This is a genomic window from Streptomyces sp. NPDC002911 (genome assembly GCF_053591835.1).
In genome coordinates this window covers 1-25,257 of the sequence record NZ_JBSFUO010000047.1, presented here as the reverse complement: position 1 = coordinate 25,257, position 25,257 = coordinate 1, and the positions used below count along the sequence as shown (strand labels likewise).

Annotated in this window: 23 protein-coding genes and 3 pseudogenes; 20 read left to right on the top strand and 6 right to left on the bottom strand. The window is 68.0% G+C overall.

The genetic code is table 11. The annotated features are described in order from the left end of the window. The first annotated feature begins 501 nt into the window (after positions 1 to 501). The gene (locus ACWD04_RS32445; protein ID WP_451137323.1) at positions 502 to 843 is read left to right on the top strand and encodes a hypothetical protein; all 342 of its coding nucleotides are present in this window, start codon (positions 502 to 504) and stop codon (positions 841 to 843) included. Positions 844 to 1,350: 507 nt separating this feature from the next. Here ACWD04_RS32445 and ACWD04_RS32440 read toward each other — a convergent pair. Continuing rightward, positions 1,351 to 1,791: an ATP-binding protein gene (locus tag ACWD04_RS32440; protein ID WP_451137322.1), complete on the bottom strand. Its 441-nt coding sequence runs from the start codon at positions 1,789 to 1,791 to the stop codon at positions 1,351 to 1,353. A 166-nt stretch (positions 1,792 to 1,957) separates the two neighbouring features. On the opposite strand from ACWD04_RS32440, the gene ACWD04_RS32435 reads away from it, so the two are divergent. Both ACWD04_RS32435 and ACWD04_RS32430 read left to right on the top strand, forming a co-directional pair. Beyond that, on the top strand, positions 1,958 to 2,128 hold the full coding sequence (locus ACWD04_RS32435; protein WP_451137321.1) for a hypothetical protein: 171 nt from the start codon (positions 1,958 to 1,960) through the stop codon (positions 2,126 to 2,128). Positions 2,129 to 2,629: 501 nt separating this feature from the next. After that, positions 2,630 to 3,385 carry a dienelactone hydrolase family protein gene (locus tag ACWD04_RS32430; protein WP_451137320.1) on the top strand — a complete coding sequence of 252 codons (756 nt, stop codon included), beginning with the start codon at positions 2,630 to 2,632 and terminating at the stop codon, positions 3,383 to 3,385. Between the two features lie 561 nt (positions 3,386 to 3,946). On the opposite strand, the gene ACWD04_RS32425 is transcribed toward ACWD04_RS32430, so the two are convergent. Beyond that, positions 3,947 to 4,711, bottom strand: coding sequence for a hypothetical protein (locus tag ACWD04_RS32425; RefSeq protein WP_451137319.1), 765 nt, complete (start codon positions 4,709 to 4,711; stop codon positions 3,947 to 3,949). 873 nt (positions 4,712 to 5,584) lie between these two features. On the opposite strand from ACWD04_RS32425, the gene ACWD04_RS32420 reads away from it, so the two are divergent. The 5 genes from ACWD04_RS32420 to ACWD04_RS32400 all read left to right on the top strand — a co-directional run bounded on the left by ACWD04_RS32420 (position 5,585) and on the right by ACWD04_RS32400 (position 9,738). After that, positions 5,585 to 5,770, top strand: a complete 186-nt coding sequence (locus ACWD04_RS32420; protein WP_451137318.1) for a hypothetical protein — start codon at positions 5,585 to 5,587, stop codon at positions 5,768 to 5,770. 149 nt (positions 5,771 to 5,919) lie between these two features. Next, a complete protein-coding gene (locus tag ACWD04_RS32415) occupies positions 5,920 to 6,468 on the top strand; it encodes a MauE/DoxX family redox-associated membrane protein (protein ID WP_451137317.1) in 549 nt (182 codons plus the stop codon). A 12-nt stretch (positions 6,469 to 6,480) separates the two neighbouring features. Further along, positions 6,481 to 7,035, top strand: a complete 555-nt coding sequence (locus ACWD04_RS32410) for a TlpA family protein disulfide reductase (protein WP_451137316.1) — start codon at positions 6,481 to 6,483, stop codon at positions 7,033 to 7,035. Between the two features lie 61 nt (positions 7,036 to 7,096). Next, a complete protein-coding gene (locus ACWD04_RS32405) occupies positions 7,097 to 9,043 on the top strand; it encodes an ABC transporter ATP-binding protein (protein ID WP_451137315.1) in 1,947 nt (648 codons plus the stop codon). Next, positions 9,040 to 9,738 (top strand): S26 family signal peptidase, encoded by a 699-nt coding sequence (locus tag ACWD04_RS32400; RefSeq protein WP_451137314.1) that lies wholly within the window; start codon positions 9,040 to 9,042, stop codon positions 9,736 to 9,738. Before ACWD04_RS32405 ends, ACWD04_RS32400 begins: the two co-directional genes overlap by 4 nt. Here ACWD04_RS32400 and ACWD04_RS32395 read toward each other — a convergent pair. Continuing rightward, positions 9,624 to 10,655 carry an RICIN domain-containing protein gene (locus ACWD04_RS32395; protein WP_451137313.1) on the bottom strand — a complete coding sequence of 344 codons (1,032 nt, stop codon included), beginning with the start codon at positions 10,653 to 10,655 and terminating at the stop codon, positions 9,624 to 9,626. The two genes, ACWD04_RS32400 and ACWD04_RS32395, sit on opposite strands and share 115 nt — an antisense overlap. A gap of 563 nt (positions 10,656 to 11,218) precedes the next feature. Here ACWD04_RS32395 and ACWD04_RS32390 point away from each other — a divergent pair. Together ACWD04_RS32390 and ACWD04_RS32385 are read left to right on the top strand one after the other, a co-directional pair. Next, positions 11,219 to 12,073, top strand: a complete 855-nt coding sequence (locus ACWD04_RS32390) for an NmrA/HSCARG family protein (RefSeq protein WP_451137312.1) — start codon at positions 11,219 to 11,221, stop codon at positions 12,071 to 12,073. Between the two features lie 45 nt (positions 12,074 to 12,118). Beyond that, a complete protein-coding gene (locus tag ACWD04_RS32385; protein WP_451137311.1) occupies positions 12,119 to 12,301 on the top strand; it encodes a hypothetical protein in 183 nt (60 codons plus the stop codon). A 178-nt stretch (positions 12,302 to 12,479) separates the two neighbouring features. Here ACWD04_RS32385 and ACWD04_RS32380 read toward each other — a convergent pair whose 3' ends face one another. Further along, entirely contained in the window at positions 12,480 to 14,612 is a 2,133-nt protein-coding gene (locus tag ACWD04_RS32380) for an alpha-galactosidase (protein WP_451137310.1), read from the bottom strand. Positions 14,613 to 14,804: 192 nt separating this feature from the next. Here ACWD04_RS32380 and ACWD04_RS32375 point away from each other — a divergent pair, with 192 nt between their 5' ends. The 6 genes and pseudogenes from ACWD04_RS32375 to ACWD04_RS32350 all read left to right on the top strand — a co-directional run. Then, positions 14,805 to 15,878, top strand: coding sequence for an ROK family transcriptional regulator (locus ACWD04_RS32375; RefSeq protein WP_451137309.1), 1,074 nt, complete (start codon positions 14,805 to 14,807; stop codon positions 15,876 to 15,878). A gap of 136 nt (positions 15,879 to 16,014) precedes the next feature. Continuing rightward, positions 16,015 to 16,263, top strand: a pseudogene (locus ACWD04_RS32370) (IS5/IS1182 family transposase); the annotation flags it as partial. Positions 16,264 to 16,408: 145 nt separating this feature from the next. Next, on the top strand, positions 16,409 to 18,142 hold the full coding sequence (gene ctaD / locus ACWD04_RS32365) for an aa3-type cytochrome oxidase subunit I (RefSeq protein WP_451137308.1): 1,734 nt from the start codon (positions 16,409 to 16,411) through the stop codon (positions 18,140 to 18,142). Continuing rightward, on the top strand, positions 18,139 to 18,489 hold the full coding sequence (locus ACWD04_RS32360) for a hypothetical protein (RefSeq protein ID WP_451137307.1): 351 nt from the start codon (positions 18,139 to 18,141) through the stop codon (positions 18,487 to 18,489). The genes ctaD and ACWD04_RS32360 overlap by 4 nt, the downstream gene beginning before the upstream one ends. A 141-nt stretch (positions 18,490 to 18,630) precedes the next feature. Beyond that, the gene (locus tag ACWD04_RS32355; RefSeq protein WP_451137306.1) at positions 18,631 to 19,062 is read left to right on the top strand and encodes an SPW repeat domain-containing protein; all 432 of its coding nucleotides are present in this window, start codon (positions 18,631 to 18,633) and stop codon (positions 19,060 to 19,062) included. A gap of 92 nt (positions 19,063 to 19,154) precedes the next feature. After that, positions 19,155 to 19,541, top strand: a pseudogene (locus ACWD04_RS32350) (hypothetical protein); the annotation flags it as partial. 371 nt (positions 19,542 to 19,912) lie between these two features. Here the strand turns inward: ACWD04_RS32350 and ACWD04_RS32345 are convergent. Next, positions 19,913 to 20,578: a maleylpyruvate isomerase family mycothiol-dependent enzyme gene (locus tag ACWD04_RS32345; protein WP_451137305.1), complete on the bottom strand. Its 666-nt coding sequence runs from the start codon at positions 20,576 to 20,578 to the stop codon at positions 19,913 to 19,915. 160 nt (positions 20,579 to 20,738) lie between these two features. On the opposite strand from ACWD04_RS32345, the gene ACWD04_RS32340 reads away from it, so the two are divergent. Together ACWD04_RS32340 and ACWD04_RS32335 are read left to right on the top strand one after the other, a co-directional pair. Then, positions 20,739 to 20,942, top strand: a complete 204-nt coding sequence (locus tag ACWD04_RS32340) for a hypothetical protein (RefSeq protein WP_451137304.1) — start codon at positions 20,739 to 20,741, stop codon at positions 20,940 to 20,942. A gap of 365 nt (positions 20,943 to 21,307) precedes the next feature. Continuing rightward, positions 21,308 to 21,548 (top strand): annotated as a pseudogene (locus ACWD04_RS32335) (ATP-binding protein); the annotation flags it as partial. A 1,003-nt stretch (positions 21,549 to 22,551) separates the two neighbouring features. Here ACWD04_RS32335 and ACWD04_RS32330 read toward each other — a convergent pair. After that, on the bottom strand, positions 22,552 to 23,541 hold the full coding sequence (locus tag ACWD04_RS32330; RefSeq protein WP_451137303.1) for a ScbA/BarX family gamma-butyrolactone biosynthesis protein: 990 nt from the start codon (positions 23,539 to 23,541) through the stop codon (positions 22,552 to 22,554). Between the two features lie 391 nt (positions 23,542 to 23,932). On the opposite strand from ACWD04_RS32330, the gene ACWD04_RS32325 reads away from it, so the two are divergent. Continuing rightward, entirely contained in the window at positions 23,933 to 24,157 is a 225-nt protein-coding gene (locus ACWD04_RS32325; protein ID WP_451137302.1) for an IS3 family transposase, read from the top strand. 65 nt (positions 24,158 to 24,222) lie between these two features. Next, positions 24,223 to 25,257 (top strand): IS630 family transposase gene (locus ACWD04_RS32320; RefSeq protein WP_451137301.1). Its coding sequence is split into 2 segments (ribosomal slippage), with 1,036 coding nucleotides annotated over them: positions 24,223 to 24,670 and positions 24,670 to 25,257; the frame shifts between segments, so codons are not numbered across the junction. This gene is flagged as partial in the annotation.

Here is a 25,257-nt window from a genome sequence, read left to right as displayed (position 1 = left end):
CCTGAACGCCTTCGACATCACCTTCGACGGCCGGCTCTCCGCAGCGCGTCAGTAACCTTCAACAACCCGAGTTACACCGCTCGTTTGACAGACCCAGAGTCTCCGCTGAGGGCGGGTCGAAATCCGCATGTGCTTCCGCCGGAAGTTGATAGACCTGCCGTGCGGGACTCAGCCTCCGGACCCGGCGCGCGACCGGTTTCCTGAACTACGGCCCGCCCGCGGACATCGACAGGATGACGGTGCCGATAGTTCGCCCCTCTTCACGCTGCCACAGGTCCGTGCCAGCTGCACATCCACATGGCGGACGGCCAATGGAGGCAGAATCGTGCCGACGAAACCCGCTGATCCGATCAGCGCCTCGCGCGCAGCGTGGGAATTTCACCCCGACCTGGCACTGGACGAACATCGGGCAGTGGCCGTCGGTTGCGAGGGACAGGCGTATCTGTGTGGGCTGCTGTGTGTCGGGTGGTATCTGCGCTTGTGTGGGGCAGCATGAGCCATATGGATTCTCCTGCGCAGCCGGAGCGGACGCCCGATGGCCGGTACATCGTGGTGGACGGCCGGCGATGGCGGGCGACGGACCCGGAGATTCCCGAAAATGTCGCCGCCGACCTGCGCAGTCACCTCATGGCAGCCCGGCGTGCGGTAGCCTCCGCGCGCCGGAATGAGGACACGGCAGGTGAGACACTGGCCCGAAGCCGGGTGCACACGGCGAAGGTGGCGCTGGGCGAACGCGGCACCCCTTGGTGGGACCAGTCCATCACCGAGCGGCGTCAGCGGTGGGAAGAGGGGGCCACCGAACTCAATGCCAGTCAGCCGCAGGGGGGCCACACCACTCCATAGGCGTTCGTCTCGGGCGAGCCTGTGTAGCTGTTCGATGCTGAGGCGGGCCCCCTTACGTGTACCAATTCCCGTACGGGCTTGACCCCTACCTCTCCGTGGCGCCCCGACCGCCTGATCTGCCTCCCCCTTGCAAGGCACGCTCCGTGCACCCGGAGGATCGGCGCGGTGGCCGATGTCCAGGTTTCCGTCATCGCAGGTGCGGCACTGGCGGAGTGACGGGCAGCGAACGGAGGACGGACCGGCTCTTGGAACGAGCCATCCCGGAAATGCTCGAGAATCCTGGCCCGGCCGCGACGGTCTGGCCCTCCGACGCCCTGCGGGCATCGGAGGGAGGGGCAGACGACGGCTGGCGCTCATGGAACCGGCCCATTGCCACAGAGGATGTTCCTCCGCTTGTGTGTAACCCGCACGTGCTGGGCCACACACAGGCCCGGTACGTACTGGAGGAGGCGTGGGTCGGCCCGGACGGGCGCTGCTCTGCCCGCCCGGATCACTTCCTACGGGTGATCATTCGAGCACCCTGTTGTGCCCGGGCTTCGGAGCGCCGGGGGGTACGAAGCAGGCGGTGATGGTCTTGCCGGACGCCTGGGGGTGCGTGGCCCATCCGTCGGCGAGCGCGTCGACGATGGCCAGGCCGCGCCCACCGGTCGTCGTGAGGTCTTCGGGCTGTTGGGCGGGGGGCAGAGGATCGGCGTCGTGGACACTCACATGCAGGCAGCGGCTGTCCCAGGTGAGGACCAGCTGGGCGTCGCTGTGCGCGTGCACGTGCGCGTTGGTGATCAGCTCGGAAACACTGAGCAGTATCGCGTTTACGGTTTCGAGCGCGTCCTTCGTCCATTCCAGGGACGCCAGGTGCTCCCGTGTCCAGCGGCGGCCGGCTCGTACCCCATGCGATACCGGGAACGACCGTGCCCATCCCACCGCCCGCAGCGACGTGTCCTTCGTCATTGGCCTCTCCTCACTAGGCTCTCGCTACTCCACTACCCCCGCATCCGAGGCCCACCACGACAGCTCATGGGCGTGCCCGCCGGCGTCCCGAAGCCGGAGCGGAAGCGAGGTCTGCACATGGGATGTCCGGGCACACGCACCTCACCCCTTCGAGAGGAGCAACCCCATGCTCGGCATAGCCGCGGCCGTCCTGTTCTTCATCGCTTTCCTGATCAACGCCGCAGACATCACTACCAACGAGGTCTTCTCCTCCGTGAACGTCATGCTCCTGGGTCTGACACTCCTTGCCCTGCACGTCGCGGGAATCGGAGCCGGTCGTCCCGCCCGCAGACGCTGACACCACCGGCGGTAGCCAGGCGTGGACAGTCCCGCCCCCAGAATCCGTTCCGGGGGCGGGGCTGTCTGTCAGGGGCGTGCAACGCCAGAGGGGCGTGCCGTGGAGCAACACCGTGGCCGCATCGGCGCGCGCCTCGACTGGCCGACCGGGGGCGGCAGGTGGGCGACGCACAGCGCGTCGAGGCCACATGGGAGGCTGCTGCCCCCGCTGTCCGTGACCTACTCATCGTGGTCGCGGTCCTCGGGGGTGGTGGCCGCGGCGGCCCAGTTCGTGCCCCCTCCGGGCGGCTGCAGACGAGATCCTTGCCCGCGCCTGGACAGAGGCCCGCATTGGGGAGCCAACAGCTTGATCCAGCAGGCATTCCGAGAGTTCCCATACCCGACTGCACCATTACACGTCCAGCAGACCCGGGTTGAAGATGCCTGGGTTGCCGGGACGGAACGGGCCGCGAAGGGGCTGGAAGGACTGGTCCGATGAGGACGATCACTAAAGTCCAGTCTCATGACGACGATTACTAGGCGCACGGTCGAGTACCCGGCCGACGGTCTGACGATGATCGGGCACCTCGCACTCCCGGCCGGTGTCGACCGCCGGCCCGCGGTGCTGCTCGGGCCAGAGGGCATGGGGCTCAGCGATGTCGAGCGCCGCCGGGCCGATGCTCTCGCCGAGCTGGGATACGTAGCGCTGGCGTTCGACCTTCACGGCGGGCGCTATTTGGGTGACCCCGAGGAGATGCTGGCCCGTTGCATGCCGCTGCTCGCCGACCCCGACCGGATGCGGGGCATCGGCCATGCGGCGCTCGACGTGTTGCGCGCCGAACCGCGGACCGACCCCGACCGGATCGCCGCCGTCGGCTACGGCACCGGGGGCGCTGTCGGGCTGGAACTCGGGCGCGACGGCGTCAACCTGCGCGCGATCGGGACAGTCAACGCGCTGACCACGGGCCGACCGGGCGAGGCGGCGCGCATTCGCTGCCCGGTGTGGGCCGGGGTCGGGTCGGAAGACCCGATCATGCCGCCCGCGCAACGGGGCGCGTTCACCGCCGAGATGCAGGCCGCGGGCGTCGACTGGCGCCTCGTGGTCTACGGTGGCGCCTTGCACGCCTTCCACCACCCGCCGGTCGACCACCCCGTGGTCCCCGGCGTCGGCTACCACCCACGGCACGCGCAGCGAGCCTGGCGCGACGTCGTCGACCTGCTCTCCGAGTGCCTGCCCGTGCCGGAGGATCTGGTCAGTCCGAGCTCGGCCACCCGCTGACCAGCGCTTACCGGTCACTACGGCACATTTCTGGCGTGTTCCGGTCCCTTCCCTCCTTCAACGCCGCAGGACGCCGACGACGCGCTCTCTGCCCAAGATCGGGGCCCCCACGCAACCTTCGTGAGTGACGAGGGGGTGCCGACCTACTTGGCGGAGCTCGGGAACGTCGCAAGCCCGCAGATGAGTCGCCGCCTTGATCAGTTCAACGACGGAAGGCATCCTCGGTTCCGCCGACGGGCCGGACATCGGTGTTTCATAGGTGGTCGCTCATGAAACACCCGGCCGGGCGGTCGTCCACCGTCCGGCTGCACCGGGTAAGTTTCGACTACGGCACAGGCCGGTGCTCGACGGTGTCGAACTGTTCGTCCGCGCGAGGCGGACCTCGCTCTGGTCGGTTCGTCGGGGGCCGGCAAGTCGACTGCGCCCACCTGCTGGCCCGGTTCTGGGGATACCCGTCGGCGTATGCGAGGTGGGCGATGCGGAGCTGAGATGCGCCGTTGCAGTAGCAGCGTGCCGCAGCCTCGGCGGGCAGGAGCGGTGGTCGCATCATTCCCAGACATATCACGCCTCCAGGTGTGCGCGGGCAAGAGTGGTGAGGACGCTGCGGGTCTTGGACGTCTGAGGTGAGGGAGGCCGGAGGCCCAGGTCGAGGAGGGCCCGTTCCAGCAGGTCCTGGGCGCCGGAGGCCTCCGCGGGATGTGCCCGGAGTGATAGCTCCAAAAGACGCAGGTCGGGGCCGACGCTCCAGAATTCCGCAGTGAGAGGGTGGATCAGGTCGCGACGGGTGGGCTTCCACTTGACGGCCTGGACCGGGCCAAGTGGCACGAGGTCCTCCAGGTCGTCGTCGGTGACCCCGACGCTCGCCAGCAGCTCTTGTTGGTCCCGGGTTAGCCGCGGCTGACGCGGGTCCCCGTCCCCATCTCCGTCATCGGCGGTGGGCCGGTCGAAGTCGTCTTCCACCTTCAGTGAGGCTGCCCAGGCGCGGTTGCGGCCGGTCCAATCCTCCTCGATCTTGAACTCCCAGTCCTTCCCGTCACGACTTGCCCGCCAGTCGGCAGGCAGTGCGTCCAGAACGCACGGCCGCAGTTTCACAGTCAGGTCATCCGCACCGCCCTTCGAGGACTTCCGTAGCCGGATGACAACTCCTGCCTCCGAGAGGGGAAGGCGGATGTCCTCGCCGGCCGTCCACGGTTTGTCCCAGAAGTAAATTCTGAGGCCCTTGCCCTCGTCGGCCTCCAGTGCGAGCATCCGGCGCGCGGATTCGGCCGCCTCACCGGACAGATTGATCTTGACTTCGACATCGGCGTTCTTCAGCGCATCCGTCATATCCCCTTTATCGCATGGGGGTGCCCGGCGCGCATTTTCACTCCGCTCGTGAAAGGGTACGCGCGTCGCGCTCGCATCACAGTTGTCGACGACCTATCGGCGCGTTCAGTGGGGAAAGTGTTTATCCCCTGCAGTGGACAGGGGTCTAGGCGAGTCCCATCGTTGCAGGTCAGCAGCACTCTCCGCTTGCTTGATCAGGGCCGCTGGTGAAAGCCCGCGGCTAAAGGCGTGCAGATTATCAGCTCGTCTTCTTATTCTTATTTGAGTGGGGTCGGCAGCGAGGAACGTCGTGATGTCGGCTGATCTGCGGAAGTGGGCGGTGGAGGCACTGTTGTGGTGGCCGTTTGCTTCGAGGAGGGGGCGGACTTCCTGACTCGCTTGGCAGATGGTCACGGCGGTGATGCCGAAGTGCGAGGAAGTGCTCGGCACACGTCGCGGCCACGAGCGTCTGATCGCACCCGGGACAGGCGCCAAAGCCAAGCCCACCCCAGCCGACCGGATCCTGGCCACCGTGCTCCACCCACGCAACCTCGCCACCATGAACCTCCTGGGCCAACTTGAAGCTCCAGCGCCGGCGTCAGGGTGGTGATGAGGCGGCTGAGTTGCTGGCGGGTCATACCCGGTCAGTTCAGGGTCCTCATGTGACCTCTTGGGACAGGGACCGGACACCGTCCCGGACAGGCACGTCGTCCCGGACGGTGTCCGGGACGGCCGGACACTGGAATCACCGGGTTCAGTGTCCCTAGGCTCCGGGGTGGCCGTCGTGGAGCGACCGCCCGGCGAGCGTGGGCGGTTCACGCATCGCACCTGTGGATGCGTCGAGCACCAGGCTGCGCGAGGCCTCCCAACCCGCTCATCCAGAAGGAGGACTTCATGTCCCAGGTACGGCAATCCCTGAGCAGCAGGCTCCTCGGCCTGTTCGTCCCCAAGGTGGAGGCTGCGGCTTCGGCCCAGGCCTGCCAGTGCTTCAACGAGTGCTGGCAGTGCGCGCGCAGCGCCTGCTGCGTCAACACCACCTGCGGCTCGATCAACTGCTGGCGCGGCTGCCCGGGCTGCTGACGCGGCGATGTGACCTGAAGTGCTGCCGGGGACACCGGTGGCGCATGCCGCCGCGTGACGGCGACACGCGCCGGCCGCCTGCGGCGACCGCTCGGTGTCCCCGGCTCCTTTCCCGGCCCTCGGGCCCGTCCCGCAGGAGGTGTCACCCAGTGCCCTACGCGGAGTTCGCCGTGCGCGTGCTCATCGCCACCGTGTTCCTGTCCGCTGCCGTCGGCAAGGTGCGGAGCAGACAGTCGTTCACCGTGTTCGCCGCCTCACTGGGCCAGTTGCGCGTGCTGCCCGGTGCGGTGACCCGGGCGGCTGCCGTCGCCGTGGTGGCGGCCGAGTGGCTGGTCTGTTCACTGGTCCTGATGCCCTGGACCCGTCTCGCGGGCGTCGGGCTGACCCTCGCTGCCGCACTGCTCGTCGTTTTTGCGATAGCCATCGCCTGTGCCGTCGCCCGGGGCACCCGAGCGGTCTGCCGATGCTTCGGCAGCGGATCGAGGGACCCGCTCGGAGTCCGGCACATCGTGCGCAACGTGCTGCTCGCCGGGCTCGCCGCGTGCGCGGCCGGAATGTCGCTGCTGCGGGGGACCGCCCCCGCCGAGCCGTGGGCCCTGGGGGTGTCCGCGCTGGCGGGACTGCTCGCCGGTGGCTGTGTGGCCGCGTTCGACGTGATCGTGGAGTTGTTCCGTCCCGTCCCATCCCGCTCTGTCTGAAGGGAGACGTCCGTGCCCGTCCTCGTTGCCGCCGTCGTTGTCGTCGGCCTGCTGTGCACCCTCGATCTGATCCTTACCGTCGGCGTCGTCAAACGCCTGCGGGAGCACACCGAGTTGCTGTCCGAGCGGGGCGGCGGCCGGATGTCCCTCGCCCCCGGCGACGAGGTCGGGGACTTCTCCGTCGCCGCCGTGGACGGCGAGCCCGTGGACGGCGCGATGATCCGGAGCGAGACGGTGGTCGCATTCTTCTCCCCGACCTGCGGGCCGTGCAAGGAGAAGCTGCCGAAGTTCGTGGAGTACGCGCGTGGCGTCCCGCGGGGCCGCGCGCAGGTGCTCGCCGTGGTGGTGGCCGACGGCCCGCAGGACGCGGAGGCCGCCGCCCCCATGGTGGCGGCGCTGACGCCCGTGGCCCGGGTACTGACCGGTCCGGACGCGGAGGCCGTCGCGGGAGCATGCAAGGTCCGGGCGTTTCCCGTGGTGCTCAAGGTCAACCGCAGCACGGACGGGCGTCTCCTTGTCATGACCGACGACGTCGACGTGGAGCGTCCGGCTGTCGCTTCCCGCTGAAGCCGGCCCGCTCCGTGTCCTGTCCTTGTCCTGCTCGTCCTCCGCACGGGGAAGGGATCACATGCCGCCCGAGTCGAGTCCGGGGCCGGGCGACTTCCGCCGGACGTCCTCCACGCCGGCGCGGGAACCGTCCGGCAATGGCTCCCACCGTTCCGGGATGCTCGGCGCCCTGCGGCTGGTGGCCCGCGCGGCGACGGGCACCCTCCTGCTCTACGCCGTGCCCGCGCTGGTCACCGGGTTCTTCCCAGTCGCCACCGCTTGGTCCGTGAAGCTCATCGTCGACCGGCTTGCCGCCGGGGCGACCGTGCAGGACCTCCTCGCTCCGGCACTCGTGTTGGTGGGCACAGGCGTCGCCACCGGGGCCGTGCCGCATCTGGCGCGGTACCTGCGGACCGAACTCGATCGCCGGGTCGGTCTGTTCGCGCAGGACCGGCTGTTCGCCTCCGTGGAGGGCTTCACCGGACTGGAACGGTTCGAGAACCCCGACTTCCTGGACCGGCTGCGTCTAGCCCAGCAGACGGTCGTCGGTCCGCCCGTCGCCGTGCAGGCCGTCGACGGGGTCCTAGGTGCCGTGCGCGCCGGGTTCACGGTCGTCGGATTCCTCGGCTCCCTGCTGGTCATCAGCCCGCCGACGATGGCACTGGTACTGCTCGCCGCCGTGCCCACCATGGTGGCCGAGCTGCTGCTGTCGCGCCGGCGCGCCGCGACAGCCTGGACCATCGGACCCGACGAACGGCGTCAGTTCTTCTACATGGGACTGCTCGCCAACGTCGAGGCGGCGAAGGAGATACGCCTCTTCGGTACCGGCGCTTTTCTGCGCGGCCGCATGGTCGGCAGCAGAAGCAGCGCGGACGCGGCTCGCCGAGCCGTCGACCGCCGGGAGGCGGGCCTGCGCTGCGGACTCGGCCTGCTCGCGGCCGTGCTGGCGGGCGCCGGCCTGTTGTGGACGGTCGGCACGGCGCACGGCGGGGGCCTGACCCCGGGTGACGTGGCAGTGTTCCTGGCGGCCGTGGCCGGGGTGCAGGCGGCCCTGACCACGCTTACCGGTGACCTTGCCGGAACCCATCACGCCCTGCTCCTGTTCGGCCACTACCAGGCCGTCGTCGATGCCGGGCCGGACCTTCCGAGGGCCGTTGAGCCCCGCGCGCTGCCGCCGCTGCGCGGCTGCGTCGAACTGCGCGACGTGTGGTTCCGCTACTCCTCCGGTCACCCGTGGGTGCTGCGCGGGGTGAACCTCCGGTTGCCGGCCGGGGCGTCGATCGCTCTGGTGGGCCTCAACGGATCGGGGAAGTCCACGCTGGTCAAACTGCTGTGCCGGTTCTACGACCCGACACACGGCCGGATCCTGTGGGACGGCGTCGACTTGCGGGACGTCGGCCCGGCCGAACTGCGGGACCGTATCAGTGCGGTGTTCCAGGACTACATGGAGTACGACATGACAGCCTCGGAGAGCATCGCGCAGGGCGACCTGAGCGCGCTCGGCGTGCGGGAGCGCATCCAGGACGCGGCGAGGAACGCCGGAGTGCACGACACGCTGAGCGCGCTGCCGCAGGGCTACAACACGCTCCTGTCGCGCATGTTTTTCACCGAGTCGGACAAGGAGGACCCGGCTACCGGCGTCATGCTGTCCGGTGGACAGAGCCAACGTCTCGCCCTGGCAAGGGCGTTCGTCCGCGATCGACGGGATCTGATGATCCTGGACGAGCCGTCCGCGGGCCTCGATGCAGCAGCCGAGCACGAGATCCACACTTCTCTGCGCGCCCATCGCGAGGGCGGGACCTGCCTGCTCATCTCCCACCGCCTGGGTGCCGTGCGCGACGCCGACGCGATCGTCGTGCTGGAGCGGGGGCGGGTGGTTGAGCAGGGCACGCACGATGAACTCGTGGCACAGCGCGCCCAGTACGCCCGTCTGTACGCCATCCAGGCGGCCGGTTACCGCACCCCCGCGGATCCGTCCGCCGTCCCGCCGCAGTTCCTCACCCGTACCAGTAAAGGAGAAGTCACATGAGCGCAGTCGGCGGCCCCGGCGCCTCGTCCGCGGCGCAGCGGCGCGCCCGGGCCGAGACGGCCGTCGCCCGGGCGCGCACCCGGGCGCTGCGGGCACGGACCGTCCGCGTCGTTCTGCGTGTGACCACCGTCCTGCTCTGGGTGGTCGCCGTCGTGGCCCTGGCGTCCGGGAGCCCGGTCTGGGCGGCGCCGAGCGCCGTGCCGGCTCTCCTGGTCTCCACCGGGCTGGCGCTTGCCCGGGCCGCCGAGCTGCGGTGGGTGGCGGTGAGCGTGTCCGGCAGCAGCATGGAACCGGCCTACCGGGACGGGGACCGCGTCGTCGTGCGGCGCCGCTCGGTGCCCGTACGGGGTGCGGTCGTCGTCGTGGAACGGCCGCCCTACCGGGCACCTTGGCCGGACGCCCCGGTGGCCCGTACCGCGCCCGCGCACGCCCTCTACGCCCGGCACTGGTTCATCAAGCGGGTGGCGGCGGTCGCCGGCGACCCGGTGCCGCGTGCGGACGTCCCGGCCCTGGCCGAGGTCCCGGAGCACGTCGTGCCGGAGGGCATGCTGGTGCTGCTCGGTGACAACCGGCACGACAGCTACGATTCGCGCTCCGTCGGGTACTTCCCGCTGGTGCGCGTGCTCGGCACGGTCGAGGAATCCGGCCGGCCCGTACCGGCGCCCCCGTCCATGGCACGGATGAGGAACACCTGACCCTCCTTGCCGTCGCACTGTTGCATGACGGCTTCCGTACCCGGATCGTTCCCGGACCCCGCGATGCCCACGCAGCCCGCCCCCTCCAGACGTAGCACGAAGGTGCCGCGGCCGAGCGGCCCCGAGGGTTCGACGGAAAACGGACTGCCCTGCGTGCAGTCGTCCATCGGCTCCAGCAGGCCCTTGCCGCTGCCGCTGGGCAGTGCCTTCAGGCAGCCCTTCCCGTAGTCGGGGTGGTGCCACTGGATGCGGTAGAGCCCCTGGCCGAGGGACTCCAGCAGGGTGCTCTGCGGTGAGATTTCGTCGCAGGGCCGCTGCACGGCGACGAGGGGTGTGTAGCGCCAGTCCCGTACGCGCCCGTCGGTCAGGCACAGGGCCGGGTCGTCGGCGACGCGGATGGTTACCCAGCCGCTGGGCGGCGCGGTGCCGGCCGCGGGCGGCACCGCGCGGGCGGCACCGCCCTGGCCCTCCTCGCCGTCGAACGTGGCCCGCACCGCTGCCGCGACGACGAGAACGGCCGCGGCCACCCCGGCGACGACGACGGCCGATCGCGCACGCCGCCGCCGGGACGTGGACGGTGCGTGCGCCCGGTCCGGGACGGCCGTGACGGCTGTGTCCGGCAGCGGCTCCTTCCCGTACGCCCCTGCGATCCGTTCCCTGGCCTCGGCCCACTCCGCGACCCGCTCGCTTTCACCGCACGCCTTGACGAACGCAGTCAGGAGGTCGGGGCGGGGCGGCGTGTCCCTGCTCAGCACGCTGGACATGGAACTGCGCGGCAGAACGTCCCCGGCTGCCGCCGCCCGCTCCTCGAGCTGCCGGTACGACAGCCCCGAGCGCCTCTTCAGTTCGCGCAGTCCCCGCATGAAGGTGGACAGGTCCTGGATCTCTCCAGGCCGACAGCTTTCTGGATGGTCCATGCGCCTCATCCTGTCGGCCTGTCCGGCCCGACGACAACGGCGCAATTTGGCAATCGTGCTTCACACTCCCCGGTGTCGAGGACCGCGGGGCCTCGACTGGCGGGTGTGCGCATGGGAGAACCACCAGGTGGTTTCTGACCGACACCAGGCGGAGCGCGGCTGGCGCGCACCGCACTACGTCAGCACAGGCCCGTCGTTCGTCTGGACCGAGGAGGGCGAGCAGCCTGGGGCGACTCCGGCGGCGACCACGCCAACTACGTCGCCTTCGGCAGTACCGACACCACGCAGAAGAACCTCGTCGTACCGGGGCGACGCTCGCTCTCGTGGCCGGGGACGATGCCGGAGTGACGGCGACCGTACCGCCGAAGAGAGCCACGTATCGGCGCTGAACGACCCGCCTGCTGCCGACAGGCCGACGCTACAGCGAAAGATGCCGGCGTTTTCGCGTTCCATGCCGCTGCGGCCGCCGAGCCGGATCGTCCGCTTCCGCGGCTTGCTCACCCGTTTGAATAGCCGGGGCGTTGCCAGGATCATGTGGGGAAGGCCTGTTGAGAGGAGAAGCCATGACGATCGCGGTGTTGGGTGCGACGGGTGGGCAGGGCGGTGCTGTGCTCAGAGCACTGCTCGAGGCGGGACGCAGCGTGCGCGCCGTGGTGCGTGACCCCCGATCGGCCAAGGTCCGCCCACTGGTCGCTGCGGGCGTTGAAGTGGTGCCTGGCGAGCTGACCGACGCCGATTCCCTCACTGCGGCGTTCCGGGGCGCAGACGCCGCCTACGCGATCACCACGCCCTTCCAGGACGGGTTGGGGGCGGAGGTGGCCCAGGGCGCTGCGATCATCGAGGCGGCCGCCCGTGCCTCGTTGCCGCACCTTGTCATGGCGTCCGTTGCGAGCGCCGACCGCGAGACGGGTATTCCGCACTTCGAGACGAAGGCGCGCATTGAACGGGCCCTGACCGACGCGGGACCGCCTGCCACGGTTGTCGCGCCGACGTATTTCTACGACAACGCCCGTGGAGCGCAGCATGACGTCGCCAGCGGCATTCTGGCGATGGCGCTCCCGGCTGATAGGCCGTTGCAGCAAGTCGCCCTGCGCGATCTCGGCCACGTAGTTGCGGCGGTCATGGCAGACCCGAACCGATGGATCGGTCAGCGTGTCGAGGTCGCAGGGGACGATCCCACACCTGAACAGATGGCCCGAGCTATAGCGGACGCGGCGGGCGGCCCCGTGACTTTCCGTGGGATTCCTCTGGAATCGGTGCGCCAGGCCAACCCTGACATGGGAGCCATGTTCACCTACCTGACCGAGAGTGGGTATCAGGTCGATCTCGCCGCCTTGCGGAACGACTTCCCGGGTATCTCCTGGCTGTCCTTCGCGGACTGGGCCGCACAGCAGACCTGGCCGAAACCGAGTCCCTGACCCCAGGCGGCGAGATACTGCCGGCGCCTATCCAGGCTGCCGAGGATGCTGAGGGCCGGATCCCACAGGTCCTCGAAGGGGGCTGTCCGTGGGACGAACCAGGTCGATCCGGTGCTGCGCATGCTGGCCGTCCGGCTGGCGGAGGTGGTCAGTTCGGCGCATGCCTGGGTCGCCCCCGAGGAGGCGTCAGCACTGCCCCTCGTCGCCGAGGGCGATGCCGGCCCCTAGCTTGGTCCTGACACCCGGCCACTATGGTGACGTCTGGAGCAGATCTCTGTTCCTCGTGCCGTAGTCGGCCGACCTCGCGCCCGCCCCGACCGCCTGCTGGCGGACAAGGTGCATATCTCGGAAGAACCGCCGCTATCTGCGGCGACGTCGGCTTCCTGCCCGACCCCGACCGGCGCGGTCACGCTGACCCGTCACCGACCCGCACCAGATGTGCGGCCGTACTCGCCCAGTCCCCAACCGGCAGCTCCAGCCGCAGACCGTACGCTTCGAGCACTGCTGCGTGGTGGAGGGCTCCGGTCCGCCGATCCCGGTACCGGGCACCCGGCGTGAGCCCAAGCAGCCGCACGGGAGCGTCCGGCAGCCCCCGCTCCCCGGGGCCGCGCCGCCAGCCCAGGACCAGTGTCTCAGCGCCGTTCTCGGCGGCGTACTGCACAACGGTCGGGCCTTCGCCGTGCGGTCCGGCCGGCCGGTACAGCACGCCGTGCTGCACGAGGTGACGCACCTGCTTGTACTCGGCGACCAGCTCCGCGCCCTCGTCCAGTTCTTCTGCCGACCAGCGGTTCAGGTCGCCGCCGATGCCCAGCAGCCCGGACATCGCCACATGAAAGCGGAACCGCAGCGGCACCGTACGGCCGGTGAACTGGTTGGGTACGTCGGTGACCCATGCGGACATCACCCGGGCAGGCAGCACCTGGCCGAAGCCGTGCTGGATGACCAGTCGGTCGACGGCGTCGGTGTTGTCCGAGGTCCACGCCTGGTCGGTACGGCGCAGGATACCGAGGTCCGCACGCCCCCCGCCGCCGCTGCATGTCTCCACCCGGAGACCCGGGTGGTCGGCGCGCAGCCGGTCCAGGACACGGTACAGATTGCTCACGTACCCGGTCCACAGCCGATCGTGGCCGTCGGGCCGCTCCGGCCAACCCGCCTCGCTGAACGCCCGGTTCATGTCCCACTTGAGGAAGTCCACGCCCACGTCGGCGACCAGCTGGGTCAGCCAGCCGTACGCCCAGTCGGCAACGTCGTCGCGGGCGAAGTTCAGCACGAGCTGGTTGCGCAGCTCGCTGCGGGCCCGGCCGGGGATGTGAAGTACCCAGTCGGGGTGCGCGCGGTACAGGGCACTGTCGGGGTTGACCATCTCCGGTTCCACCCAGACGCCGAAGCGCATGCCCAGCGTGTGCACGGCCTCGGCCAGCGGACCGAGGCCGTGCGGGAAGCGCTCTGGGGTCGGCATCCAGTCGCCGAGGCCGGCGCGGTCGTCGCGGCGCGCCCCGAACCAGCCGTCGTCGACGACGTACAGCTCCACGCCGAGCGAGGCGGCCCGCTCGGCCAGCCGAATCTGGCCGGCCTCGTCGACGTCGAAGCCGGTGGCCTCCCAGGAGTTGTAGAGCACCGGGGCGGTCTCCTGCCCATGCGGCAGGACGTGCTCCCGGGTGTAGGCGTGCCAGGCCCGGCTCGCCGCGCCGAAGCCGCCGTCCGTGAACAGGCCTGCGAAGACGGGGGAGGCGAATTCTTCGCCCGGGGCGAGCGGCACCGACGTGCCCTCATGGCCGACGCCGCCCGTGACACCCGCCCGCCCGTCGTGCGTGCGCTGAAGCGTGATGCGCCAGCTGCCGCTCCAGGCCAGCGCGGCGCTCCACACCCGGCCGTGCTCCTCGCCTGCGTCGCCGTCGTCCAGCATCACCCAGGGCCCGGCGTGGTGGCTGGTGATTCCGCGCCGGCTGGTCAGCACGGTCTCGCCATGGGGAAGGGGCTCCCGGCGCAGCCGGCTCTCCGCGGCCCACTGCCCGGTGACATGGCTGACCCGGTAGTCGGTCAGTGCGGGCAGCGACCAGGCGGCGGAGTCGGCCCGCAGCAGGTCGACGTGCCCGTCGCCGGCGTTGCGCAGTACGGTGCGGCGCTCGATGACGTCGGTGTCGTCGCGGACGGTGTAGTGCAGGGCGACGTGCAGCGGGTGGAGCCGGTCGCGGAATTCCAGTACCAACTCGGCCGTGCCCGGGGCGGGTTCCAGGATGCGATGGCCGGTCGGCTGCCACTCGAAGGCACGGGAGCCGTCCGCGTGCCTGACCTGGAGGGAGGGCGGCCCGTACCGGGTGCCGCCGTCGACCGGCAGCTCCTCGCCGACCGGCGCCCGTCCCTCGAAGCTGCTCGCCTCATCCCCGTCGGGCACGAGCAGGTCCTCGGCCTCCGCCACGGTCAGTCGGGGTCCCCACGCCACGTGCCGGGGGGCGCCCGTCTCGTCGACGCGCAGGACGTAGGAGGTGCGTGGGGACGACAGGAGCCAGAGCCCGGAGTCGGGAGCGCGGGAGATCATCGGCGTCAGGCCTTACGGTCGCGGGGACGGGGGCGGGCTGCCCCGGGGTGCTGAAACAGGAACAACCTTCGATCACATGCCAACAGGCTGTCTACACATATTATTTGAAAGCAGAGAGCGGTGTTCAGCCAACCTTCGAGAAACTTTGCCTCATTCGTTGACAGTGGAAATAACCCGCCTAGGTTCCTGGCCATGTTGTCGCCCCCTCGTTCCGAGACGTTCCCGGCCAACCCGCCGGCCGTCTCGCAGATCTTCGTGACAACCCTGTCCCAGGGCCCGCTCACCCGGCTGGAGCTCGCCCGGCGGGCTGGCCTGTCCCCAGCCGCCGTTACCAAGGCCGTACGGCCCCTCATCGAGGCCGGATACCTGGTGGAGAGCGCCGACGAGGAAGCCCGACCGGCGCTGGGCAGGCCCGCGAGCCTGGTGCGCGTCGACGGCGGGCGGGCTCTGTTCATCGGGATCAAGATCACCGGCGACGAGGCCATCGGCGTCCTCACCGACCTGCGTTGCCGGGTGCTGCTGGTCCGGCGCCTGCCTCTGGCCGACCGTGCGCCCCATGCGGTGCTGACCACGCTCGCCGGCCTTACGCAGGAACTGCTCACCGAGGCGGATGACCTGGGCGTCCACGTGGTGGGCGCGGGTGTCGCCGTCTCCGGTGACGTGGACCGCGCGGCGGGCATGGTGCGGTACTCGCCGTTCCTTCAGTGGCGCGAGGTGCCGCTCGCCGAACTGGCCGCCATGACCACGGGCCTGCCGGTCACCGTCGACAACGACGTCCGCGCGCTGACCGTCGCCGAGCAGTGGTTCGGCGCGGGCGTGGGCCTGTCCGACTTCGCCCTCGTCACCGTCGGTGCCGGTATCGGCAACCGCGGTTGCGTCGAGGCCATCGCGGGCGACGCCGCCATCGTCGGCCGGGTCCGCACCGCCACCGGGGTCGAGGTAGCCGACGCCGCACACGCCGCCGCACTGGCCCACGACGGCGTCCCCGGGGCGCGGGAGGCGTACGCCAGGGCGGGCGAGGCGATCGGCCGGGGCATCGCCACCGTGGCCAACCTGTTCGGACCCGAGCGCGTGATCATCTCCGGGGAGGGCCTGGCCGCCTACGACTTGTTCGCCACGCAAATGCGCGACGCGTTCGCGACTGCCGCGTTCGGTTCCGCCGCCGAGTGCGACGTACAGACTCGCCCGCTTCCCTTCGAGGAATGGGCACGCGGGGCCGCGGCCACCGCCATTCAGTCCTACATCGGATCAGAGCCGCACCGGTGAGCGCCCCCACACCCCTGTCCAGGCCGAACTCGAACGCACGAGGAGCACACGTGACGCATCGCCACCCCACGCCAGCTGCTCCCGGCCCCGGACCCCGCAAGGTCGTCGGCGGGCTGTTCGGTCGTACCCGAGTGACCTGTCCGACGCCCGATGGGCCCTGATCGAGCCGACTCTGACGGCATGGCGCAAAGCCCGGCTCGACCGTCGCCCCACCGGAGCCCCGGCACTGTCTACGCCCACTACGCCGCGTGGCGCGACGAGGGGCTTTTCGCTCAGCTCGATCATGACCTCACCACGCCCGGCTCGCGTGAGGGAAGGACGCAAGCCTGAACCGACGGCCCCTCGCCTCACCCACCAGCCGTCTATGACATCGCCCCCTTGGCCTGGCTGATGTGTCACCCAAATGCGCGGGTGGTGAACTCACGCGCCGTGGTCTCGGTACCGGTAGACAAGTGTCGTCATCATTCGGCAGCTCGGGGGCACGGGATGCGCGCTCGAACTGCTTTCCTGTTGCGTAGGGGAGTTCTCGCATGAGCGTGCCCACCGCCGAGCCACCTACCTTGGTGCCTGTCGCAGGTCGGGGCCCAGGCAGCGTCGTGATCAGCTGGCTGACCACGACGGATCACAAGAAGATCGGTCACCTGTATCTGGGTGCGTCGTTCTTCTTCTTCATTGTGGGCGGTGTGATGGCACTGCTGCTGCGTGCGGAACTGGCTCGCCCTGGGCTGCAGATGCTGTCCGCAGAGCAGTACAACCAGACGTTCACGCTGCACGGCACGATTATGCTGCTGCTCTTCGCGACTCCGACGTTCGCCGGGTTCGCCAACGCGATCATGCCCTTGCAGATCGGGGCTCCCGACGTGGCCTTCCCCCGGCTGAACATGCTGTCGTTCTGGCTGTTCCTCTTCGGTGGGCTCATCGTGCTCAGCAGCCTGCTGACCACGCAAGGCGCGCCCGATTTCGGCTGGACCGCGTACACGCCTCTGAGTGGCGGTGAACGCACCCCGTACGTCGGCGGCGACATGTGGATCATGGGTCTGGCCCTGGCCGGGTTCGGAACCATTCTCGGCGCGGTCAACTTCATCACCACGATCATCTGCATGCGTGGCCCGGGCATGACCATGTTCCGGATGCCGATCTTCACCTGGAACATTCTCCTGACGTCCGTCCTGGTCCTGCTGGCCTTCCCCGTGCTGGCCGCGGCGCTGCTGGTGCTGGAGGCCGACCGGCGCTTCGGCGCCGAGGTCTTCAACCCGGAGAACGGCGGCGCGCTTCTGTGGCAGCACCTGTTCTGGTTCTTCGGGCACCCAGAGGTCTACATCATCGCCCTGCCGTTCTTCGGCATCGTCACGGAGATCCTGCCCGTCTTCTCCCGGAAGCCGGTCTTCGGCTACGTGGGGCTGGTCGGTGCCACCATCGCCATCGCAGGACTCTCCGTGACCGTGTGGGCGCACCACATGTTCGCAACCGGAGCGGTGCTGCTGCCGTTCTTCTCCTTCATGACGTTCCTCATCGCGGTGCCGACCGGTGTGAAGTTTTTCAACTGGATCGGCACCATGTGGAAGGGTTCGTTGTCCTTCGAGACACCCATGCTCTGGTCGATCGGCTTCCTCGTGACGTTCCTCTTCGGTGGACTGACCGGCATCATCCTTGCCTCACCGCCTCTGGATTTCCACGTTCATGACAGCTACTTCGTCGTAGCCCACTTCCACTACGTCGTCTTCGGCACAGTCGTCTTCGCCACGTTCGCCGGCTTCCACTTCTGGTGGCCCAAGATGACCGGCACCATGCTCGACGAGCGCCTCGGAAAGATCCACTTCTGGACCCTGTTCATCGGTTTCCACACCACCTTCCTCGTCATGCACTGGCTTGGCGCCGAAGGCATGCCCCGCCGCTACGCCGACTATCTCGCCGCCGACGGCTTCACCGCCCTGAACACCCTCTCTTCCATCGGCGCCTTCCTTCTTGGGGCCTCCACGCTCCCGTTCCTCTACAACGTATGGAAGACCGCCAAGATCGGAAAACGCATCGACGTCGATGACCCCTGGGGCTACGGCCGCTCCCTGGAGTGGGCCACCTCCTGCCCGCCCCCGCGGCACAACTTCGTCACCCTGCCCAAGATCCGATCCGAATCACCCGCTTTCGACCTCCACTACCCGGCCATCGCCGAACTGGAGGAGGCCAGGCAGTCAGGCCGACGAGACGTCTTCGAACCCGGCAAAGGCATCGCACATCCACTGGGTCAGGACCGCGACGACACATGAAGCCCGCACGTCCGGAACGCCCCGCCCCAGATCCTGCCGCCGGAATTCACGCGCTCGAGCATTACCTCGCAGTTGCAACCGAACGCACACGAGCCCGGCACGCGGCGGAGGCGTTCGCCGACCGCATGCCCCACCTGACCACCACAGAACGCCGGCAACTCGTCAGCCTTTACGCACATGAGGCCTTCCTCGCCTCCCAGCGCCTACGAATGGAGCTAGCCTGGCAGCGCGCCGCCCACGACGCTCGCGACCTGCTTCGCCGCCGGTGCGTCACTGTTGCGCTGCTCGTCAGCCTGGCCTGCGGCGGCTTGGCGCTCTTCACCCTGCAGGCCCTTACAGCCCACTGAGAGGCCAAAAAAGGGGGTGGCGACTCGGGATGCAGCAATGGCGCGTATGGCCACAGTTTGCCGCCCTCGCCCAAGCGGGCTGAAGACCCGATAATGAGAGATGCTGCGGTTCTCCGCTGCCATGTGTGAGGAGGCATATCCATGGCCACCAATGCGGCATCACTACCTCCCCAGTCGACAGACCGGAATGTGCTGCTCCATGGTTGGCGCGAGCAGATCATCAGCGGCCTGATGTTCTTCGCGGGCATTGCCTTGGGCGTCGCGCCGTGGATCGGCGGTGACGGGCCGGTTGCGGCCAAAGACATCCACCGCAGCGAGGTCGGCATCGCCATCCTCGTCCTTATGGTGGCGCTGGCCCGGCTCAGCGGGCATGTCGGCAAATGGTCGGACTGGATCATCCTTCTGAGCGGGGCCTGGCTGGTTGCTTCACCGTGGCTTGTCGGCCTGCAGGACGCTGCGGTCTTCGACGGCGCTCAAGTTTTCGACGTTGCCGCAGGAGCAGTTCTACTTGCTCTGGCGGCGGCCTCAATGCTCTTGCGCATTGTGCTGGACCGCAGGGAGGAGCGCATGTAGTTCAGACCGCTGCCACGCCGCACCGCAGCTGAGCCGATGAGGGCGCATGGCGGCTTGCTCGCCGGCCCAACATCAGCATGGGAAGCTCGCGGATCACCGGCTTCGGTACAGCCACGTGGCACGGCGCGGGTGACATCGCTCTCCGCTGCATGGAAATCCTCGAAACTGACGAAGCCACTGGCGCGCCCCTCCGGCCGACCAGAGAGTACGAGCGCGACGAGGCTGGCCAAGCGGCATACCTGAGCGAGCTGCTGGAGATCTTCGACACCGAGGGCGTCGACAGCGCCTTCGTGTTCCTCTTCGCGCTCTACAACCAGCCCCACCGCCCTGACGGCGATCCCCGCGACGACCTGGACCTCGCCAGCCTTGGCATCGTCAAGATCCTCGAAGACCGCCACGGCGACACTTACCCTGATCTGCCCTGGGAGCCCAAGGCCGCCTTCGCAGCGATTGCCGACCACTACTACTGCGGCGGCTGACTGCGGCCGTGGACGCGTATCGCGAGAATCAGGCGTAACCCTGACGACGTGAGCTCTCCACCATGACGCTCAACTTCCCCTGCGGCCATGGCCTCCACGCTACGGAGGAGGGACAGGTTGACCGAACGGCTCGCTACCATCGAGGAACGAGCCCCGTTAGCCTCTCCGGCACTTCGCCATCTGCCATTGCACGCGGCGCCTGCGGACCAAGGCAGACAGCACAGGCGTTGGTCGGGGTCCTGCTGCTGAACCGGCATCGACTCCTGCCGCCTCGCCTCCTCAACCCGGGTACGAGCCGAGGGACCAGCCGACGCCGACTGAACACGCCAGGGGCGGCTCGCCACTCTCACTGCGTCGGGCCGCCCCCACCATCACGCCGTTACGCAGCGCTTGCGAAGACGCTCAACACCATTGCCTTCCAGGTCGTCGAGATACGTCACGCGTCCGGTCATGGCCATCGTCAGGGCCAAGGTAGTGCCGGACACGAGCGGCCCGGAGCCGGTCTTGAAAGAACTGTCATCTGCGACAAGTCGTAGGCCACCGATGCGTCCCTTGGCGAGGACCACGAGATCCGACCCCTGGTAGTACTCGGCCACCCGCGCGATCACTCCCATCGGGTAATCGCGGCGAATGCCCAGCGGCCGCCGGATGTCTTCTGCGTGCACGATCGTCTCGCCAAGCATGGCCACGGGAGGGAGAGGAGGCTTGGTCGTGCTGGTAACAACACGGCGGAACCGCTCAAGCGTCTCGGACGGGGTTGCACCGAGTTGTTCGGCCAGCCGCATGGCTACCTGTTTGTCGAAGTCGAATCGGCAGCGGATCACACCCGACAGCCAGCGAACAGGGCTGAGACTCGCTCCTGCGGTGAGGTGCGCCAGCACCTTACGCACCGACAATCCGATGCACAAGGACGGTGTCGCCCACTGCTCCTCAGGCAAAGCTGCAAGATCGGCTGCCAGCGCCGCTCGCTCCGCATGAATCAGCGGCCAGACCTCGGCTCCCGGACTGCGGTCCACCGACGGTTCCCTATCAGACATATGGTTGAAATCTCCTGTCGTAAGTCATGCTCTGCACCGCACCGAGGACCGGAAGAGCTGACCTTCCGGCAGGATGTTCCGAGAGGAAGACTCTTCCCCTGGAGCGAAGTCATCGCGATCAGTCTGTCGGAGGTGGCTCGGGAGACGGTCAAAAGCGGGGGTGATCGGCGAGTTCGCGCCGCCCGTCGAGTCGGTGCTGCCGGGGGACATTCTGATGAAGGCCGCGGTGGTCCACGGGTGGCTGGCCGCAGGATACGGGTTCACCGGCAATTACCAGCGGTTCAAGTTCTACGTTCAGGAAGCCCGGCCCCGCATCGCCCGAGGAACTGGCGGGCACGCACCGCCGGTTCGAGGTGATTTCTGACGCGCCAAGCCCAGGTGGACTGGGGCGACGAGGGCAAGATCCTCGCCCACATGGGGATTCCGAAGGTCTATTCGTTCCACATGACGCTGTACTCGCGCGCCCCGTTCTGCTGCTTCACCACCAGCCATGACCTGCAGGCGTTCTTGGGCTGTCACCGCCGGGCTTTCGCCCACTTCGGGGGCGTCCCGATGACGATCGTCCACGACCACACGAAGGCCGTCGTCCGCCGCCACGTCGCTCCGGGCGAGGCGGTCCCGCTGCATCCGGAAGGGGTCGGGCGAGGAGGCCGGACCTCTGCAGGCCCTGCTGAACCGGACCCCCCGGCCACTCGCAGCGAGGTCGCCCGACGTTCACCGTCGGTGTATGAGGAACTCGCCGTCCGCGACGACCGCCGCTTCCGCCGGGGCCTGCGTCTTTCCCGGCTGCCGCACCACAAGACGCTCGACGAGTACGACTTCTCTTTCCAGCCCGACATCGACACGCGCAAGGTCAAGGACCTCGCCACCCTCTCGTTCGTCGACGGCAAGGCGAACGTCGGCTTGCTCGGGCCGCCCGGGCAAGCCGCACATCGCCGTCGCTCTCACGGTCGCAGCCTGCCGGGCGGGCTAGTCGATTTGATTCACCACAGGCGATGTCCCGGACGCGGCGGGAGAGAGGCCCTGCCAGAGGGGGAAGCGGTCGCTGACCTGCATGGCATTGCGGCCGGCGCCGGCCGCAATGCCATGCAGGTAGGGGAGGGAGCCGTCGCGGCAGGCGACCTCGACCCCCAGGGTGCGCGCGAAGCCACCGACTGAGCTGTTCGGCGTCGCGTCCTTCCCAGAGTGTGAGCGGGAGCCGGGTGGTGGCGTCGACCAGGAAGGTGCCGTAGGTGTCGCCGTAAAGCGCGAAGTCGTCCACTCCCAGCACCCGAGGTGTCTCCAGTGGCGGAAGAGGCACCCGCATCAGCTCAGACAGGACGGTGCACCGCCAGAGCTTGATGTTCAAGACCTGCAGCCTCCGGGAACCGCCCCGGCCCGCCAGCACCACACCGACCGCCTCCACCAGGCCTGCAATTGTGGTGTGCGCCGCTGGTAGCGCACGATCAGCCCCGCCACCTGCTCTGCGGAGGTCGCCTTCGGGCACGTCGCGTTTCCACAGACAAACGGCGTACGGACAAGTCGATGCGCACAGGCCGGCCTCCTAGAGAGACGTCGGCGAGGCGCCGTACGTAGCGGCTGTGTCACCACTGGCTGAGTTGGCCGCATCCCGTACATGCCGTTGGAACACCGGACCTCGTGCGGGCGCGAACCGCCACGACAGCATCGGAGGCATCGGCTGAAACCACCAGTACGTTGGCTAACTGCGGTAACAGACCGGAAAGTTCAACAACCCACAGCCACAGGCTGCCCAGGTGGACGCCCAGGTATTTTCCCACGTGGCGTCGCGGTCACCACCTCAGCGTGAGGGTGGCTACGTCAAGCCGACTGCCGAACTTGCCCGGCTTCGATGACGTCGAGACCCCGGAGTCTTTCGGCGCCGTGCTCGCCCCTGCCTCACGGCACAGCTGGGCATATGGAAAAGGCTCACTGGTGTGTTTTTCTGCGGGGTTTGGTGTTTTGTGTGTTTGGTGTCAGGGGGTGGGGTTTGTTGGGGTGTGGGTGTGGGTGAGGTGGGTGGTGAATACTTGGTGTCCGTTTTGGTGTCCGGTTATGTGGGTGGTGGTTTGGTTGGGGTGTGGGGTGGGTGTTTTGGTGGCTTTGATGTAGCAGGGGGTGTGGAGTTCGGTGTATTGGTGGAAGGTGTTGGTGGTGTGGGTGGTGGTGGGGGTGTGTGGTGTGTGGAGGGTGTGGGTGGCTTGGTGTGCTGCTTCGAGGAGGACCATTCCGGGGATGTGGTCGGTGGTGTGGTCGAACATGACGGGGTGGGTGGGGTCTGGGGTGAGGAGCCAGGTGTTGGGTTGGTCGGTGGGGGTGAGTACGAGGTCGTTGGGGTGTGTGCGGCCGAAGGTGGTTGGTGTTTGGTTGGTGGGGTGGTGGGTGGTGGTGTGGTGGTGGGTTGTTGTGGGGGTGGTGTTGCGGAGTCGGTGGTAGGCGGCGGGTGAGATGCAGGTGAAGTGTCCGTTGCCGGTGGCCATGGTGTGGGGGCCGCGGCGGATGGTGATGTTGACGCCGAGGGTGGTGTTGCGTCGTTCTTTGGTGAAGGTGGTTTCGATGGTCAGGTCGCTGGGTGTGGGTCCTATGGTGAGGTGTTCGGTGTGGGTGGTGGCGGAGATGTCTCGCATTACGAAGTGGTGGCCGAGGGGGATTCCGTACTCGGAGTGGGCGAGGAAGATGCCGGTCTGGCGGATTGTTTCGACGGCTTGCAGGTGATTGTGGCTTCGGCCGCCGGGGGTGTTGAAGAATGTGTGGGCGCGTGGCCATTGTCCGGTGAGTGTGAAGGTGTTTTCGCCGGTTTTCTCGGAGCTGCTGAGGAATACTTCTGCGAGTGATGCGCGGTGGACGTATTCCTTGGGGACGGTGGTGGTGAGTCTGGGGAGTTCTGTTGGTTCATTCTGCTGGGATCTTCGGGCAGTGGTGTTGTCCCGGGTGTTTTTTGTGTGGGGTGCTGTCGTAGTGCGCATGATCTTTCTTCCCCCCAGGAAGCGTCTGAAAGCGTGGCCGTAAGATACATACTCACCGGTTTCATTTTCAAGGGGTGGCGGTGGTGGCTGGTTTTGTCGTGTGAGTTCTGTGTGGTGTGGTGGCGGGAGTTCTCTGTGTGGCTTCGGTGAGTGGCGGATTTGTGTCTGGATATGGATTGGTTCTGTCTTGGTTGGGGCTGTTACGGGGCTGGGTGTGCTGTTATCGGGTGGCTGCTGTGGGGGGAGGGGGTGGCCTGTGGGTCGTGGTGTTGTTGGCTGGTGTTTTGTGGTGGCTGGTGGGCGTCCATGGGCTCGGTCGGCGACTCCTGCGACTGTCAGTCTGTTCGTACCGGGTCCCGCAAGGATCAATGCCCTCGCGGAGAACCTTTGGATGCTGATCAAGATGGAGTGCATCCGCGGCTGGACCTTCAACACCAGAGCCGAGGCCAACCTCGCGCTCTTCGAATACATCGACGGTTTCTACAACCCCCGACGCATCCAGAAACGACTCGGATACCTCAGCCCCATCGAGTTCGAAGAGAAGCGCTACGCCAACCAGGCAGCGACCGAGCCAGTGAACCTGAAGCCACGTCAACCCGCCCTGACCAGCTACTGAACTTGATTGGGTGATGTCGGGCCGTTCGCCTGACAGGGGCTGAGTCGGGTCGGTAGCTGTGGGGTGTGAGATACGCGCAGGGCGGCGGTTTGACCGACGCCAAGAGGGCTGCAAGAGAGCGGATCCGGTTGGAAGCGGTCGGTCGCTTCGAGAGCGGCGTGAAGAACCGGGAGATCGCGGCCGCGCTGCGGGTGAGCGAGCGGTCGGTGGAGCGCTGGCGCCGTCAGTGGCGCGAGCAGGGCGAAGAGGGCGTTCGGTCGAAGGGGTCGCCCGGGCGCCCGAGGCTTTCGGTAGACCAGATCACGAAACTGGAGCGGGAGTTGGAGCGCGGTCTGCTCGCCCATGGCTGGGCTGATCAGCGGTGGACGCTGGCCCGGGTGAAGACTCTGATCGGACGGTTGTTCCACGTCAGCTACACGGTGGAGGGGACATGGCGGCTACTGAAGCGTCATGGCTGGTCGTGGCAGCAGCCGGCCCGCCGGGCGATTGAACGTGACGACAGCGCAGTGGAGTTGTGGAAGAAGGAGGTGTGGCCGCGGGTAAAAGCACGGCGGCGGCCCGCGGTGCCTGGATCGTCTGCGAGGACGAGGCCGGCCAGTCGCTGAGGCCGCCACGCGCGAGGTCCTGGGGCCGCATCGGCCAGACGCCGGTCGTCCGCGTCCGGGGCCGGGGTTCAGGGCGGGTTTCGATGGCGGGAGTGGTCTGCTTCCGCCCCGGAGACCGCTCCCGGATGATCTACAGCTTCCGCGTGCACCGGGGCCGAAAGGGTGAACCCAAGGGCTTCACCTGGCAGGACTACCGCGATCTCATCGTGCGGGCGCACAACCAGCTCAAAGGCCCCATTGTCCTGGTCTGGGACAACCTGCGCACTCATCTCATGCCGCAGATGAAGGACTTCGTCGCCGCGAACGAGGACTGGCTGACCGTCTTCCACTTCCCGTCCTACGCACCCGACCTCAACCGGCAGGAAGGCATCTGGTCCCTGGTGAAGCGAACGATCGGCAGCCTCGCCGCCGCAAACCTCGACCAGCTCGCCGCCGCAGTGAAGCGCAGCCTCAAGAAGACCCAGTACCGACCACACCTCATCGACGGCTGCCTCA